This window comes from Cellulosimicrobium sp. Marseille-Q4280 (genome assembly GCF_943181405.1).
Classification (GTDB): domain Bacteria; phylum Actinomycetota; class Actinomycetes; order Actinomycetales; family Cellulomonadaceae; genus Cellulosimicrobium.
Genome location: NZ_CALPBY010000003.1, coordinates 17,482 through 31,388, shown reverse-complemented (window position 1 = coordinate 31,388; position 13,907 = coordinate 17,482). Strand labels below are relative to the sequence as shown.

18 protein-coding genes are annotated in these 13,907 nt (G+C 75.0%); 5 read left to right on the top strand and 13 right to left on the bottom strand.

Annotated elements, in window-relative coordinates:
* The 3 genes from NFS20_RS08255 (at position 1) to NFS20_RS08245 (ending at position 2,468) form a co-directional block, all read left to right on the top strand.
* Positions 1 to 1,413, top strand: a complete 1,413-nt coding sequence (locus NFS20_RS08255) for a hypothetical protein (RefSeq protein WP_251151299.1) — start codon at positions 1 to 3, stop codon at positions 1,411 to 1,413.
* A gap of 205 nt (positions 1,414 to 1,618) precedes the next feature.
* Positions 1,619 to 2,143 carry a type IV pilin protein gene (locus NFS20_RS22150; protein WP_285821113.1) on the top strand — a complete coding sequence of 175 codons (525 nt, stop codon included), beginning with the start codon at positions 1,619 to 1,621 and terminating at the stop codon, positions 2,141 to 2,143.
* A gap of 91 nt (positions 2,144 to 2,234) precedes the next feature.
* Positions 2,235 to 2,468 (top strand): hypothetical protein, encoded by a 234-nt coding sequence (locus NFS20_RS08245; protein ID WP_251151298.1) that lies wholly within the window; start codon positions 2,235 to 2,237, stop codon positions 2,466 to 2,468.
* Between the two features lie 101 nt (positions 2,469 to 2,569).
* Here the strand turns inward: NFS20_RS08245 and NFS20_RS08240 are convergent, their stop codons facing one another.
* The 11 genes from NFS20_RS08240 to NFS20_RS08190 form a co-directional block, all read right to left on the bottom strand.
* Positions 2,570 to 2,812 (bottom strand): hypothetical protein, encoded by a 243-nt coding sequence (locus NFS20_RS08240; RefSeq protein WP_251151297.1) that lies wholly within the window; start codon positions 2,810 to 2,812, stop codon positions 2,570 to 2,572.
* A gap of 40 nt (positions 2,813 to 2,852) precedes the next feature.
* Positions 2,853 to 3,683, bottom strand: a complete 831-nt coding sequence (locus tag NFS20_RS08235) for a helix-turn-helix domain-containing protein (RefSeq protein ID WP_251151296.1) — start codon at positions 3,681 to 3,683, stop codon at positions 2,853 to 2,855.
* A 121-nt stretch (positions 3,684 to 3,804) separates the two neighbouring features.
* On the bottom strand, positions 3,805 to 4,479 hold the full coding sequence (locus NFS20_RS08230) for a hypothetical protein (RefSeq protein ID WP_251151295.1): 675 nt from the start codon (positions 4,477 to 4,479) through the stop codon (positions 3,805 to 3,807).
* Between the two features lie 41 nt (positions 4,480 to 4,520).
* Complete coding sequence (locus NFS20_RS08225; RefSeq protein WP_251151294.1) at positions 4,521 to 4,850, bottom strand: hypothetical protein; 330 nt, start codon at positions 4,848 to 4,850, stop codon at positions 4,521 to 4,523.
* A gap of 28 nt (positions 4,851 to 4,878) precedes the next feature.
* Positions 4,879 to 5,328 carry a hypothetical protein gene (locus NFS20_RS08220; protein WP_251151293.1) on the bottom strand — a complete coding sequence of 150 codons (450 nt, stop codon included), beginning with the start codon at positions 5,326 to 5,328 and terminating at the stop codon, positions 4,879 to 4,881.
* An 11-nt stretch (positions 5,329 to 5,339) separates the two neighbouring features.
* A complete protein-coding gene (locus tag NFS20_RS08215) occupies positions 5,340 to 5,849 on the bottom strand; it encodes a hypothetical protein (RefSeq protein WP_251151292.1) in 510 nt (169 codons plus the stop codon).
* A gap of 34 nt (positions 5,850 to 5,883) precedes the next feature.
* Entirely contained in the window at positions 5,884 to 7,062 is a 1,179-nt protein-coding gene (locus NFS20_RS08210) for a hypothetical protein (protein WP_251151291.1), read from the bottom strand.
* Between the two features lie 96 nt (positions 7,063 to 7,158).
* On the bottom strand, positions 7,159 to 7,827 hold the full coding sequence (locus NFS20_RS08205; RefSeq protein WP_251151290.1) for a DUF2637 domain-containing protein: 669 nt from the start codon (positions 7,825 to 7,827) through the stop codon (positions 7,159 to 7,161).
* Between the two features lie 56 nt (positions 7,828 to 7,883).
* The gene (locus tag NFS20_RS08200; protein WP_251151289.1) at positions 7,884 to 8,153 is read right to left on the bottom strand and encodes a hypothetical protein; all 270 of its coding nucleotides are present in this window, start codon (positions 8,151 to 8,153) and stop codon (positions 7,884 to 7,886) included.
* Complete coding sequence (locus NFS20_RS08195; RefSeq protein ID WP_251151288.1) at positions 8,150 to 9,358, bottom strand: AAA family ATPase; 1,209 nt, start codon at positions 9,356 to 9,358, stop codon at positions 8,150 to 8,152. The genes NFS20_RS08200 and NFS20_RS08195 overlap by 4 nt, the downstream gene beginning before the upstream one ends.
* A gap of 22 nt (positions 9,359 to 9,380) precedes the next feature.
* Positions 9,381 to 10,700 (bottom strand): hypothetical protein, encoded by a 1,320-nt coding sequence (locus NFS20_RS08190; protein WP_251151287.1) that lies wholly within the window; start codon positions 10,698 to 10,700, stop codon positions 9,381 to 9,383.
* A 64-nt stretch (positions 10,701 to 10,764) separates the two neighbouring features.
* Here NFS20_RS08190 and NFS20_RS08185 point away from each other — a divergent pair, with 64 nt between their 5' ends.
* Both NFS20_RS08185 and NFS20_RS08180 read left to right on the top strand, forming a co-directional pair.
* The gene (locus NFS20_RS08185) at positions 10,765 to 11,010 is read left to right on the top strand and encodes a hypothetical protein (RefSeq protein WP_251151286.1); all 246 of its coding nucleotides are present in this window, start codon (positions 10,765 to 10,767) and stop codon (positions 11,008 to 11,010) included.
* Positions 11,010 to 11,465 (top strand): hypothetical protein, encoded by a 456-nt coding sequence (locus tag NFS20_RS08180; RefSeq protein WP_251151285.1) that lies wholly within the window; start codon positions 11,010 to 11,012, stop codon positions 11,463 to 11,465. The genes NFS20_RS08185 and NFS20_RS08180 overlap by 1 nt, the downstream gene beginning before the upstream one ends.
* On the opposite strand, the gene NFS20_RS08175 is transcribed toward NFS20_RS08180, so the two are convergent.
* Complete coding sequence (locus NFS20_RS08175) at positions 11,462 to 12,322, bottom strand: hypothetical protein (RefSeq protein WP_251151284.1); 861 nt, start codon at positions 12,320 to 12,322, stop codon at positions 11,462 to 11,464. The genes NFS20_RS08180 and NFS20_RS08175 overlap by 4 nt on opposite strands.
* Positions 12,323 to 12,327: 5 nt before the next feature.
* Entirely contained in the window at positions 12,328 to 13,887 is a 1,560-nt protein-coding gene (locus tag NFS20_RS08170) for a hypothetical protein (protein ID WP_251151283.1), read from the bottom strand.
* Positions 13,888 to 13,907 lie beyond the last annotated feature (20 nt).

Here is a 13,907-nt window from a genome sequence, read left to right as displayed (position 1 = left end):
GTGACATACAGCATGAGCCGTTCGTGGCGGCCTTCCCCGACCTCCTGGGGCGCCGGCCCGGCCCTCGGCCTGTCCGGGCTCGCCCTGGCCGCGCTCGGCGGGTTCGCCGCCCTGGTGCTGCCGCCGATGCTCAGCCCGCAGGCCGCGGCCGCCGACGAGACGCAGGTCGTCGAGCAGGTCGAGCCCACGCTGCCGGACCCCTCGGACCCGCCCGCGCTGCAGGTGGTGCGCGCCGTGCTGGGCGAGCGCGCCGACTTCGGCCAGGTCGTCCCGGCGCCGTTCGGCTGCACCGCCCCGCAGGCGGTGATCTCCGCGACGGCCTCGGCCCCCGAGGGGCAGGTCGGGGTGTTCGTGCTGCCGACCGGGTACGGCGGCACCTGGACGGACTCGATGGCCCGGTGCGGGCGGGCGAGCACGATGGTGCCCGGGGCGTCCGCGATCCGCATGCAGGTCGACGGCGGGCAGGTGCTCGCGTGGAGCCGCGGTGACGTGCTGGTCACCCTGGCGGCCGGGTCCGTCTCGCCCGAGGCTGCTGCAGCTGTGGACGCGCGCGTGAGCACGGCGCTGTCCCCGGTGTGCACGAACCTCGCCCCGGCGCCGGGCGACGCGACCCGCAACCCGCGCCACGAGGCGTACGCGCAGTGGACGGTGGCCGAGCAGGTCGTGATCGAGGCCTCCGGCGAGGCGCCGGTGGACACCTCGGTGGTGCCGGCCCTGGCCCAGGCGCCGACGATGACGATGCCGCGCGGGATCACCGGGCCGCCCGCGCCGGTGGCGGTGACCGCGCCGTCCGCGCTGCCCGACCCGGGCGCGGAGGTGCTGACCGCCGCCGTGCAGGTGCCCGCGGTCGACGACGCCGGGCCGGGCTGCGGCTGGGCGTTCACCGCCGCGGCCGCCCCGCGCGTGGACGGCGAGCAGATCGCCGCCCAGGCCGAGCAGGTGCGCGCGAGCGCGCGGGCCGACCTGCTGCGCGGCCAGGCGGCGTGGCTGACCGCGCGGGCCGAGCTCGAGGCGGCGCTGCCGGCGCACCTGGAGGCCGCTGCGGCGTGGAACGGCTACGTCGCCGCGGCGACGGGCGTGCGCGCGGCGTGGGACGCCCAGGCGCGCGAGCTGGCCGCCTACGACCAGGCGCTTGAGACCTGGAAGCAGCAGGTCGGCGACCGTGACGCCTGGCTGGTGGCGCGCGAGGCGGCGCAGACGACCTACGACGAGCAGCTGCGGGTGTGCGCCGAGCGGCCGCTGGAGATCACGCCGGGCGGCGGGCCGGTCCCGGCGCCGACCGCGACCCCGAGCCCGAGCCCGAGCGCGGGCGAGCCGGAGCCGGTGTGCCCGCCGGCGGCACCGGCGATCCTGGGCGAGGCCGAGCCGGTCGTGGGCTCCGAGCCGACGCCGCCGACGCTCTGGGTGGGGTGACAGTCACTGCGACAGCCCGCCCCGCGCAAGTTGAACTGCACGGGGCGGACTGACGTCCGGGCGAAAGGCGCACTGACCTGCGAGAACGCCGTGCCACGATCCGTCGGCGGGTCGCGGCGCGCGACGGCGTCGAGCCCATCTTGCGGGGGTCTGTATGACACCAGGACGTACGTTCATCGCGCCCCGCCCTGGCGTACCCGCGCCGGTGGAGCTCACCCGTCCCGAGATCCTCATGGAGCCCCACATGATCTCCCGCTTCCGCACCACCCTGGCGAAGAAGGAGGCCGGCTTCACGCTGACCGAGCTCCTCGTCGTCATCGTGATCATCGGCATCCTGGCTGCCGTCGCCATCCCGATGTACCTCAACCAGCAGAACAAGGCGCACGACGCCGCGGTGAAGTCCGACATCACCAACGCCGCGCTGGCCGCCGACGCGTACTACGTCGACGACCTCGAGTACCCGACCACCGCGGCGGGCTTCGCCAACGACAACGGCGCGCCGCTCGCCTCGCCGGGCACCTCGTACGTCGCGTTCGTCGGGCCCCAGAACTACGTGATCTACGGCAAGTCGAAGTCGAACACGGTCTTCCGCTACGACCGCTCCTCGGGCGACGGCGCGCAGCCGACCAGCCTCACCGCGCTGCCCGGCACGGCCTCGGCGCCGACCGGCGACACGGGCGTCACCGGAGCGGGCGTCCCGTGGGACCCGACGACGACAGTCACCCCGTGACGTCGCTCTGACCCAGCACCGCCAGGAGGCCGGGCCGCTCGCATCCGCCAGTGGCCCGGCCTTCGGTCTCCCCGAGAGGCAGGACCCGCCCATGAGCCCGTCCCCGACATCGCGGCGCCCGCTCGTCCCGCCCGCCGGCGCGCAGGCCGCACCCGCGGCGCACGCCACCACACAGCGCCCTGCCCACCCCGACGCCCCGCCGCGCGTGCAGGACAGCTCGCGCCAGCGCGAGCCGCTGTCGTGGGGCAAGGTCATCGGCTTCGGAGTAGGGGGAGGGCTGGTGGTGGCGGGGCTCGCAGCCGCCGGCATGAACCTGCTCGGGTGAGGGGCCGGGCCGCCGTCGCAAACGGGTGACGGCGGCGGCACCGGCCGGTTCCCTCGCATGCCACAACGCCGTGGGGTGCGAGGACGTCTACACCGGGACCCTCAGTCCCAGATCACCCCGTCCCCGAGCGCAGGCAAAGCCGCCGCGCCGTCGGGGACCTCGGCCACCGCGCCCCGCTGCGCGTCGATGCGCAGCTCGCCGGCCACCGGGTCGGACGTGAGCGCGACCGGCGACTCCTGGCGCTCCGCGGTGCGGAACTGCCCTCCGGCGCGCACGCCCGCCGGAACGCGAGGGGCGGAGGCGGAGGCGGGCACACGGCCCTGACCGGTCTCGATGGCGTCCATGCCCGCTAGATGTGCGGGCCCGCGCGGCCCGCGGCCGAGCTCACGTGCCGGCGGCGACCCGGCGCTCCACGGTGCGCCGGGAGACCCCGAGCACCTGGGCGGTCTGCGGCACCGACAGGCCGGCGCGCAGCAGGATCTGCACGGCCGCCGGCCGGGCGCGCACCGAGGACGCCTCCGGCAGCAGCGAGGACAGCACGTGGCGGCACATGGCGACCACCTCCGGGCTCAGCGTGGCCCCCAGCGGGCGCCGGGTACGCGCGACGTACCGGTCCAGGGAGGTGCGCAGGACCGGACCGGCCTGGGCCGCGAGCGCGCGCGAGCTGGTGGCCGAGCGGACGACCGCGGCGCGCACGGCCGGGGTGGCGCCGATCAGCAGCGCCCCGACGCGCGCGTCGTCCCAGCCCTGGTCGGACAGCGACTCCACGGCCCGCTCGACCTTCGCGGCCATCAGCGCGGGGGACTGCTCGGGCTTGACGGCCAGCAGGGCGTTGGCGAGCTCGATGCGCACGCGGTGCACCGGCTGGTTGGACCCGGCGCGGGTCTGGCCGTACATGAGCCGCTCGAGCGCGGACACCCGCACCGTGACCGGTCCGGCGTCGGTGCGGGTTCGGGACGCGGCCCGGGCGACCTGGGGCAGCGTCATGCCGTGGCGGCGCAGGACGTGCACGTGCTCGCGCACGGGGCCGGCGTCGACCATCGGTGTCCAGCGCCCCTGGGCGATCGCCAGGCCGCGCACGGCGGCGTACTGGCGTGCTGCGACCTGGCACGGGTCGCAGTCGCACCGGTGGGCCAGGACGCAGGCGCGCGTGCCGTGACGGTGCACCCGGGCATGGGTGCACCCGGCGTAGCGGGCGTTGGGCTTGCTGGTCACTCAACCTCCGCGGCCGGGCGGGCCGGTCGCAGGATCAGGCGCGGTGCGCGCGAGGGGTGAAGCCTCACGGCCGCCGTGGAGGGTCGGCGGCCGGGAGGTGGCTCGGGTGAGGCGCTGGGCCTCAGAACTCGGTGACGTCCTCCTCGCCGTCGGCGCCGGGCGCCGGGACGTAGAACTGGGCGTGCTGCTCGGTGACGGGCGCGCTCTCGGGGGCGTCGTCCTCGACCGGCGGCTCGTCGGCCGGGGGCACGTCGTCGAAGCTCTCGGAGGTGCCCCGCGGCTCGGCGTCCGGCTCGACCACGTCGGTGGCGACGGCGGGGGTCTGCGGCGCGTCGTCCGGCTCGACCACGTCGGTGGCGACGGCGGGGGTCTGCGGCGCGTCGTCCGGCTCGACCACGTCGGTGGCGACGGCGGGCTTCGGCTCCGTCTCGGCGACCGGCGCCGGGGTGGCCTCGGTCTCGGCCTTCGCGGCGGCACGCGGGCGGCGGGTCGAGGTCGACTTGCCAGCCTTCGGCTTGGCACCCAGCGAGCTCAGGCGCTCGGCCAGGGCAGCAGCGTCGGCCTGGGCCGCGGCCACGACGGCCTGCTGGCGCTCGAACAGCGCCGTGGCGATCGCCACCTCGACGGTGTGCGCGTCGCCGAGCATCGAGTCGATCTGCGAGGCGTACGTCAGGGCGACGTCGGCCTCGACCTGCTCGGACGCGCCGTCGGTGGACAGCGTGAAGATCAGGTCCTCGGACAGGGCCTCGGGCTCGGTGACGTCGAGCTTGATGTCGATCAGGGTGCGCGTGCTCATGGTCGGGTTCCCTCCAGGGAGTGCAGTGCGGGTGCGGGTGGTCAGGCGGCCGCGAGGGCCGGGGTCTTGGTGGCGAGCGCGGCGAGCATCGCCCGGGCGTCGTCGAGGTGGCCGGTCAGGCGGGCCGGGGCGTTGCCCTCGAGCACGGCCAGGGTGCGGGCCGCGGCGCCGACCGCGATCGGGTCGGACGCCAGGTCGGCGTCGGGCGCGCCGTCCCCGGCTTCGCGAGCGGCCCGAAGAACGGCCTCGGACACGAACAGCAGGTCGGCGATGCCGGCCTGGTTCTCGCGCTCGAAGTAGTCGAGGCCGTCGCGGGCGGCGAGCGCCTGGGCTGCGAGGCGGATGGCGGTGCTGTTCGTGTTCGTGGTCATGGCTATCTATGTGCGGCAGTTCGCGGTTTCAGCCGAGCCGGATCGCGATGGGCCCGTCGCCGGGGCTCCAGTTCGCGTCCAGGCGCGGCGGGGTGGCGGCGTCCAGGCCCTGCTCGACGAAGCAGGACTTGCAGTACAGGGGGCCGTCGCTGATCGAGCACGCCGCGGCGCAGCAGCGCGTGAGCCGCTCGATGTAGGGGCCGTCGTTGGGGTCGAACGGGAAGTCGTCCAGGTCGCGGGGCAGGTCGCGCACCCACGTGATGCTCGCCTCGGCGTGCGAGCCGGTGGTGACCGGGAGTGTGGCCTGGTCGGTGGCCGCGTCGAAGCGGGTCGCGTCGTCGAAGTCGACCCAGGCGCCGTCGGAGGCGCGCAGGTAGCGGTAGGTCGGGATGTCGGCGGGGTGGAAGGGGCGCAGCGCGGAGCGCACCAGCAGGGGGCGCTCGGTGGCTGCGGCCTCAGGGGTCAGGTCGGTGGTCATGGTGGCGGGGTTCAGACGTCGAGGGCGACGAAGGTGGCCGCGTCGTTGGACCAGATGAAGGGCTGCTTGTCGGCGTAGCGCAGGCGCAGGTACTCGGCGGTGTCCGCCTTCTTGAGCCCGTTCACCTGACGGTAGGAGCCGCCGTCGGCGTCGTCCTCGTCCCAGAACCGGTCGGCCTCGGCCTGGCCGAACACGAACGCGCCGGTGCGGGCGCGGCCGATCGCGGCGGCCGTCTCCAGGCGCCACAGCAGCGACTCGGTCGGCTCGAACGCGTCGGCGCCGAAGATCGCCTCGGCAGCGGCGGCGAACGCCTTCTCGGTGGCGGAGCCGCGTCCGTCGAGGAAGTGGACGAACGACTGGCCGCCGCAGCCCTCCTGCACGACGGAGGCGACGGGAGCGCCGTCCAGGGTCAGCGTGCCGGAGAACCCGATCCCGTTGCGGGACTCCATGCGCTTGACCTTGGTCAGGCGGTAGCCGTGGTGGATGTCGGTGGTGGCCCGCTGGGGCGTGTTCGTCGTCATGAGTTACTGATGTGCGGCACGGCGCATGTTCGTCTCAGCCGCGCTTCTTCTTCGCCTCGACCTTCTTCGCGAGCTCGGCCTTGACGGTCTCGACGTCCACGCCGCGCTTGACCGCGATGGCCTGGGCGACCGCCTCGAGCGCGGGGGCCTTGTCCTCGGCGCGGCCGTAGCCCCACGCCAGCGTCTCGACGTACCACTGGGTCGCGGCGCGCTCGGTCTTGAACTCCTCGTGCGCCGGCCGGTCGCGGTAGGTGTGCGTGCGCTCGCCGGGCCTCCCGCCGGGCACCGGGTCCCAGCCGGGGGCGTTGGTCTCGGTCCACTCCACGCGCAGCGGCGAGCCGTCGGCGGTCAGGCCCTTGGCGATCCGGTCCTCGGCGGCCTTGGCCTTCTTGGCCTCGCGCTCGGTGCGGGCGGCGGCCTTGGCGACCTCGTCGGTGGACAGCATCTTGGTCGGCAGGGACGTCGCGTCGCCGACCGGCGCGGACGGGAAGCACACGGTGCAGGCGCGGTACCCGGCGTCGGCGACGATCGTGTCCTCGCCCGTGCCGGAGTAGTCCGTCATCAGCTGGAACTCGGTCGGGGACTCGCCGCGGTTGCAGGTGGAGCAGCCCATCGAGGCGTGCACGTGCCCGCCGGTGCTGGTCGCCAGGAACGCCCGGGTCCAGCCGCCGCGGCGAGCGAACTCGGCCTCGTGCAGGGCGTTCTGCTCGTCCAGGAGCGCCAGGGCGAGCGTCGCGGCGTCGTAGCGGGGCACCGCCTTGCGGGCCGCGGCGGCGCGGTAGTAGTTCTCGTCGTCCGGGTCGAGGTCGGAGTCGGCGAGCTCGCGCGCCTTGGCCTCGGCGTCGGCGTGGCTCAGGCCCCAGACGGGCCCCTTGCGCTCCCAGGTCTGGCGGTCGCCGACGGCGCGGTGCACCTCGCCCAGCGCGTAGTCGACCTCGCGGCGTGCGCTCACGGCGCTGTTCAGGATCTGCACGAGCTCGGTGTCCGCCTCGGGCGGGGTGAGCGTGGTCAGCCGGGTGCGCTCGGCGTCGACCTGCTCCAGGCAGCCGTCGCAGCGGTCGTCGCTGGACAGGTAGCCGGCCTCCTCGCCGCAGCGCACGCAGACGCGGTCGTCGTCGGCCGCCTCGAGGTGCACGTCGGCCTCGCCGCGCGCCGAGGTGGAGAACTGGCCGCCGGTGGTGACGCCCGCGGGGACTCGCGACTGGGTGCTCATGCCCGGTAGATGTGCGGGAGATCACCGGCCGCGGCCGGGTACGGCGACGCCCCCGGTGCCTGACGTGCAGGCGGTCCGGGGGCGTCGACGGGGCGCTCAGACGGACTCGGCGAACTCCCTGGCGCCCGGCAGTGCGCCGATACCGGCGAGCTCGCGCGTCGCGCGCACGGGCGCCGGCTCGTCCTGGGTGCGGTGCACCGGGACGGACCGCAGCGCCGGGGCGGCGGGTGCGGGCTCGGCGACCGGCTCGGAGGCGGCCTCGGCGCGCGCTGCGCGCGTCGTGCGCGGCTCGGCGTCGGCCGCGCGCCGCTTGCCGGGCTTCTTGGCCGGCTCGGCCGAGCGCTGGATCAGCACGACCGACAGGTGCGTGACCGCCAGCAGCGCGACCGGCGGGACGGCGGCGACCAGGGCCGACACGGCCGCCGGGACGGCCCCGTCGGCGGCGAGGATCGCGTGCGCGGCGTTCGCCCACACCGACACCGCCGCGCCGCCGCCCAGCAGCGTCCACGGGTAGATCAGCGCGCGGGTCCCGTGCCCGGCCAGGGCGACGATCGCCATCGTGGCAACTACGACCATGCCGTCGACGACCAGCGGCCAGATCCACGCGAGAGTCGAGGGCACGCCGGCCATCTCGGCCAGGTCGGTCAGGGCGGCGAACGACAGCGCGAACGCGCCGGCGGCCAGAACGAGCGTGCCGGCCAGGGCCGAGTTGACCACGGCGCGGGAGATCGGGGCCTGCTGCTTGCGGGTGGTGGCGGATGCCATGAGCGGGTCCTGTCTGCGGGAACGGTGAGGTGACGGGGAACGGATGTGCGGCAGGGTCAGGAGCCGTGCAGGTGCAGGGCGACGTCGTTCAGCTCCCCGGCGGGCAGCAGGTCGATGCCGGGCATGGTGACCTCGGTGACCTCCACCCCGGCCGGGACCGGGCCGAGGTCGCGACGGGTGACGTAGAGCAGGTCGCGCGCGGCGTCCACCGCGGTCAGGGCGATGCCCTTCTCGGTGAACGGGCCCAGCAGCAGCTGCGTGCGCCCGTGCTGGTGCGTCGCGGCGTAGAAGCCGGTGACCTGCGCGGGTGCGTTCTGCCCGCTCACAGGTGCGGGTAGGCCACGAGCGCGGTGCGCACGGCGGCCGACCGGCCGGCGTCGCCGGAGTCCGCGGCCTGCTCCAGCACGTCCTCCCAGCCCTCGTCGTACACCCACGTCAGGTGCGTCATGTGGCGCGAGGTCATCACGCACAGCCGCCCCGAGGACAGCGCGTGCTCGGACTCGGCGCCCGACAGTGTCGGGTCCACGGCCACGACGGCGTGCCACTGCCCGCCCTGCAGCCGGTCGGCGGTGCCCACCGTGATCGCCCCGGGCGCGTGCCCGCGCTCGATCAGCAGCGCCTCCAGCGCCGAGGCCTGGGCGTTGCGGGACACGACGATCGCGACGTCCTCCTCGACCAGCGCCCGGGTGGACTGCGTGCCGTCGGGGGCCGTCTCGCGCAGGGTTCGGCCGAGGTAGGCGGTCGCGGCGTCCGCGACGGTGCGCATCGTGGCCAGGTCGTACGGGTCGATCCGGTCGGGCACGACCACGCGGGCGATCTCCCCGTCCAGGCCGTCGATGCTGCGCGCGGGCCGGGCGGAGTCGAACGTGAACGGGTACAGCGGCGCGATGGCGCGGGCGGTGTCGGGCCCGAGCCGGTAGGTGTGCGCCAGGGAGAACCGGGCGACCTCCTCGCGCTCGGCCAGCACCTCGGGGGCGCGCATCTGCGGGGCCTGCGGCATGTGGGACCAGGCGCCGACGTTGAACGGCACGACGGGGCCGATCTGGCCCGGGTCGCCCACGAGCAGCACCTGCTCGGCCTGGTCGGCGGCCTTGGAGAAGTCCGCGAACGTGATCTGGTACGCCTCGTCGAGCACGAGCACGTCGACCTCGGGCGGGTTGATCTTGCACGAGGCGACGGTGCGCACAGTCACCGGGTTCTCGGAGGTGGCCGCTCCCGGCCCGGCGACGCCGTCGGGCACCGTCATGTTGCGCGAGACGATCTGCACCTGCGGGCGCCCGTAGGCGTCCGGGCCGAGCTCGGCGGCGATGCGCGCCGCGATGGACGAACCCTGCTCGTTGGTGAAGGTCGCCACCGCGACGGTCGCGGGCGTGGCCTCGTGCAGGAAGCGCACGGCCTGGGCGACCATCGTGGACTTGCCTGCCCCGGGAGGGGAGTCGACCAGGACCCCGGGGTGCCCGCGCAGCAGCGCCAGGACGGCACCCTCCTGCGGGGAGCCGGCGGGAAAGGGCAGGGTCGAGCTCGAGGTCATGGTCTACCTATGTGCGGCATCGTCACAGGCCAGCGGCCCACGCGGGCCGCTTGATGGGCGGGGAGTCCCGGGCGGTCCACCGGTCGCGCGGGGTGGCGCTGGACGTGGGGGAGAAGCCCGTGAACGGCTTGGCGGTCACGAACAGCGGGCGCCCGTCGCGCTTGGCGGCGGCCGCGGCGACCAGCGCGGGGTTCTGCTCGGCGCGCCGGCGCCGGGAGTAGGTGAACACCCCGTGCAGCGCGTCGCCGGTCGCCTCGACGGACTCCAGGGTCAGGTTGGTCGCCGGGGCGGCCGGGTCGGTGGTGACGATGACGTGCGCCTTGCCGGTGCGCAGCCGGAACGGCTGGGACATCACGACGTGGATGCGTGAGCCGACCTCGTCGATCCGTGTCACCGCGACCTGGCACACGTCGCCGGTGATCGAGTTGCGGCGCACCAGCCCGAAGTCGGTGTGGTCCCAGCCTTCGGCGCACGCCTCGGCGCGCTCGACGTCGTGGAACGCCGACACGGCGGTCTTGAGGCCGCGGAACCGGGCGGCGGACAGCGCGAACTTCTCGGCGAAGAACATGCCGTTGGTCAGCCGCATCGACGGCGCACCGTCGGAGGCCAGCTCGACGAGCATCGACATGCACCGGTGCGGGTTCGTCGCGAACGGCTCCGCGCCGCCCATCGCCGCCCACGGGCCGATCTCCTCGGCGTCCATGCCCTCGGGCAGCCAGTACCGGCGCGCGAGCGCGCGGGTCAGCACGATCGCGAACGCCGAGTACCGCAGCCGCGCGGCGATCGCCAGCTGCAGCTCCACACGCACGGCCGCCTCGGACGCGTCGTCGCGGCGGCGGGCCGCCCCGGCGCAGGCGCGGGTGATGCGCGCCAGGGTGGGGGCGTCGGGCACCACGAGCCGGAAGTCCTGCGACAGCAGGTGGTCCAGCACCCCGGCGTTGACGCGCTTGGGCGCCAGGGAGTCGAAGTCGTCGGTGCGGTAGACGATGTGGTTCGTGGTCGGGTCGACCCACAGGTAGGCGAAGGGGAACTCGCCGTCGTCGTGACCCTCCCCGCGCGGCTCGGGCGCAGGGACCAGGCCCGGGGTGACGGTGCGGTCCAGCAGCATGGCGCGCGACAGCGCCTGGGAGCGCTGGTAGGCGTCGTAGTCGGCGACCACGCCCAGGACGGCCTCGGGGATCAGGTCCTCGTCGGCGAGCGGGCTGGGGCCGACGTAGTCGATGCTCGGTGCGGGCGCCGGCGCAGGCTCGGGCGCGACCACGGGGGCGGGCGCCTGCGGGGCGCGCGGCGCGGCCGCGTCGGCGAACGGGTCGTCGCCGTCGAGGTAGGTCAGGTCGGGCATGCTCTACAGATGTGCGGACGGGGGCGTTCTGGCGCGCGTGTGGGCTGCCGCACATAGGTCACCTGTGAGCACCATGACCACGTCGCCGAGCGACGTCACCACCCAGGCCGACCAGACCGGCCCGCTGGACCCGACCGACCCCCTGCGTGGCTGCGACTACTGCGGCCCGAGCACGAAGCCGCTGGTGCTGACCGTGCACGGCCCGAACCAGGAGTTCACGCTGGCCTGGTGCGGGCACTGCTTCACCGCCCGCGAGCGCATGGGCCTTCTGGCCGGCGCCGCGATCAGTGACCGGAGGGAGTACCCCTGATGGCCTACGCCGCGGACACCACGGTGACGATCTCGCGCTCCAAGGACGAGATCGAGCGGATCGTCACCCGGTACGGCGCGACCGCGTTCATGATCGGGTGGGCCGCCGGTGGCGCGGCCGTGCGCTTCGACATGCGCGAGCGCCGGATCCAGTTCCTGCTGCACCTGCCCGACGTCGAGTCGTTCCGCTCCACGCCGACCGGCCAGTCGCGCTCGGCGAGCGCGGCGAAGGCGGCCGCGGACAAGGAGCACCGGCGGCTGTGGCGCGCGCTCGGGCTGGTCATCAAGGCCAAGCTCGAGGCGGTCGAGTCCGGGATCGTGACGTTCGACCAGGAGCTCGGGATGCACTTCGTGCTGCCGAACGACCAGACGGTCTACGACGCGGTGCGCCCCGGGATCGAGGCGGCGTACGAGCACGGCGACATGGCCCCGCTGCTGCAGATCGGTCGCGGCTAGCCGCGCGGCAGACCGCTGGGCCGGTCCAGGGACGTCTCCCACGGGGCGACCATGTGCTCGTAGGCCTGCCGGGTCCAGCCGGTGCGCACCCGCTCGCCGGCGAGCCCGACACCCTCGGTGCACAGGCGCGGGTCGTCGACCAGATCGGCGTGGGCGTAGGCGAACGCGGCGTCGTGCGCGGCGTGGGCCGCCCCGGAGCGCTCGGCGACGCCCTCGGCGCGCATCACCCCGGCCGCCTCGGTGACGTCGTGGACGCCCTGCAGGGCGTCGCGGCGCTGCGTCAGGTCCGCGGCCAGCTCACGGTCGGCGTGCGCGCGGGCGTTGCCGACGGCGTCGACCGCGCGCCGTCGCAGCGGGTGGGCCGCGGCCTCGAACCAGGCCAGCTGCATCCGGAACGTCTCGGGGCTGGTGAGCACCGCGCCGCGGTCGATCACGCGCGTGACCTGCGCCGGGCGCGCCGGGCCGCCCAGCCGGTCCTCCAGCGCGGCGGCGTTCAGGGTGCTCATCGCGCGCTGCACGTGCTCGTTGCGCCGCTCGAGGCGCTCGACGGCGGCCGCGTCGTGCTCCAGGCGTGCGCGGGCGAGGTCGGCGGCCACGGCGGTCGCCGTCGTCCGGAACTCCGGCAGCGCGGACGCCAGCGACCAGGCGGGCGCGTCGGCGATCCCGGCGGTCATCTTCTCGGCCCAGGCCTGCGCCTGCTCGGCGATGTGGCGCTCGGCCGCAGGCGACAGCGGGGCGTCGCGTCGTGGCCCGAGGCGCTGGTCGAGGTTCAGCGCCGCCTCGGCGCGCGAGCGCCCGGAGAACTGCCCTCCGGTGCGCACGCCGGCCGGGACGCGGGGCTGGGACGGGTCGGTCATGTCGGTCACAGGTCCTCCGGTCCGGTCACGTCCCAGCCGTGCCCACTGGAGCGGTCACGGCCCCACATGGACGCCTGGCGGGCCTCCTCGGCCAGCGCGGCCGCGCGGTTCTCGGCGCCCGCGGCCCACAGCTCCTGCGGCGTGGAGGACACGTGCTCGTGCGCGGCCACCAGCGGGATGCCGGCGCGCTGTGCGCGGCGCAGCTGCTCGACCGTGCCGCCGGCCTTGGCGAACGTCGAGATCGCCGTCATCGCGGCCTGGGTGCGCCGCTCCATGCGCATGGTCGCCTGGGTGCGCTTGTGCAGGGTCCCGGACCACGCCGCGATGTCGGTGACGCCCGCGCCGTGCATCTCGGCAACCGACTCCAGCGGCACACCGTGCCCGCGCATCTCCTGGGCGACCTCGTGCGGCACCCCGGCCTTGGCGATGGGCAGCACGGTGTCCCAGTCGGTGCGCGTCGTGGTCGGACGGCCCAGGCCGCCCTCGCGGACGGTGGCCAGGCGCTCCCACTCCTTGTAGGTGGCGCCGGAGACGATCCCGGCGTCGTGCAGGCGCGCGGCCAGTTCGGGGGACAGCTGCCGGTTGCGGGCGCGCAGGGACCGGGCGACCTTCGCCGGCACACCGGCGTCGGCGAACGCGGGGATCTCCGCCGGCTCGATCTTCGGGCCGTACGCCTTGACGTCCTTGGCGGAGATGCCCAGGCGGATGCCCTCGTAGGCCTCGTCGGTCGAGCGGCCCGCCGCCTTGGCGTAGTCGACGAGCTCGCGGATCGCGTCCGGGCCCTTCTCCACGGTGCCGTCGGGGCGGGTCAGGCCCCGGCGCGCCAGGCCCGGCTCGACGGCGTTGTTCGGGTCCTCGGACAGGTCGTAGCACAGGCGCACGTCCTGCAGCGGCACGCCCTCGCCGACGTACTGGCCGACGCCGGCGTGCGAGAGGTAGCGCCCCAGGTACTGCCCGAAGCCCTTGTCGTCCGACGCCGCCCGGATCCAGTCCCGGACCTTGAGCAGGTCGCGCCCGGCGTAGGCGGCGGCGATGCCCGGCTCGCCGTCCATGCCGAAGAACTGCAGTCGCGCCAGCTCCTCGGCGGTGACGCCGGCGTTCCAGCGCGGCACGCAGCCCTCACGCCACTTCTCGCCGCGGTCGGCCATCTGGTCGGGCCAGTGCGCGGGCATGCCGGAGGCGTAGGCGTCGCGGATCTCCTCGCCGCCCTGCGCGCAGTTCCAGCCCGAGGGCCCGAACGCGCCGCCACGGTCGTAGGTGCGCGGCAGGCGGGTGCGACCGTCGGCGACCAGCAGCGCGGCGAGGTACTCGTCCGGCACGCCGCCCAGGGTCAGGAACCGGGCCTGCTCGAGGTCACGCTGGGCCTGGGTGGCGGCGGCCTCGGGGGCGAACGCGCGCAGCTCCCACTGCTCGGTCAGCTCGGCGAGCGAGACGTCCACGGGCGGCAGGTCCTGGTGCGGGGCGAGCGCCAGGGAGATGTCGGACTCCGCGCGCGCCTCGGTGGCGAACTGCCCGCCCGTGCGGACACCGGCAGGGACACGGGAACGGTCAGCGAGGCTCGTCATGCCCGGTAGATGTGCGGGGC

What these genes read in the sequence shown, in the direction of transcription:
- NFS20_RS08245 (WP_251151298.1), top strand. Translation starts at nt 2,235, where the DNA reads ATGAGCCCGTCCCCGACATCGCGGCGCCCGCTCGTCCCGCCCGCCGGC.
- NFS20_RS08240 (WP_251151297.1), bottom strand. Translation starts at nt 2,812, where the DNA reads ATGGACGCCATCGAGACCGGTCAGGGCCGTGTGCCCGCCTCCGCCTCC.
- NFS20_RS08220 (WP_251151293.1), bottom strand. Translation starts at nt 5,328, where the DNA reads ATGACCACCGACCTGACCCCTGAGGCCGCAGCCACCGAGCGCCCCCTG.
- NFS20_RS08175 (WP_251151284.1), bottom strand. Translation starts at nt 12,322, where the DNA reads ATGACCGACCCGTCCCAGCCCCGCGTCCCGGCCGGCGTGCGCACCGGA.
- NFS20_RS08230 (WP_251151295.1), bottom strand. Translation starts at nt 4,479, where the DNA reads ATGAGCACGCGCACCCTGATCGACATCAAGCTCGACGTCACCGAGCCC.
- NFS20_RS08190 (WP_251151287.1), bottom strand. Translation starts at nt 10,700, where the DNA reads ATGCCCGACCTGACCTACCTCGACGGCGACGACCCGTTCGCCGACGCG.
- NFS20_RS08170 (WP_251151283.1), bottom strand. Translation starts at nt 13,887, where the DNA reads ATGACGAGCCTCGCTGACCGTTCCCGTGTCCCTGCCGGTGTCCGCACG.
- NFS20_RS08225 (WP_251151294.1), bottom strand. Translation starts at nt 4,850, where the DNA reads ATGACCACGAACACGAACAGCACCGCCATCCGCCTCGCAGCCCAGGCG.
- NFS20_RS08180 (WP_251151285.1), top strand. Translation starts at nt 11,010, where the DNA reads ATGGCCTACGCCGCGGACACCACGGTGACGATCTCGCGCTCCAAGGAC.
- NFS20_RS08195 (WP_251151288.1), bottom strand. Translation starts at nt 9,358, where the DNA reads ATGACCTCGAGCTCGACCCTGCCCTTTCCCGCCGGCTCCCCGCAGGAG.
- NFS20_RS08215 (WP_251151292.1), bottom strand. Translation starts at nt 5,849, where the DNA reads ATGACGACGAACACGCCCCAGCGGGCCACCACCGACATCCACCACGGC.
- NFS20_RS08210 (WP_251151291.1), bottom strand. Translation starts at nt 7,062, where the DNA reads ATGAGCACCCAGTCGCGAGTCCCCGCGGGCGTCACCACCGGCGGCCAG.
- NFS20_RS08205 (WP_251151290.1), bottom strand. Translation starts at nt 7,827, where the DNA reads ATGGCATCCGCCACCACCCGCAAGCAGCAGGCCCCGATCTCCCGCGCC.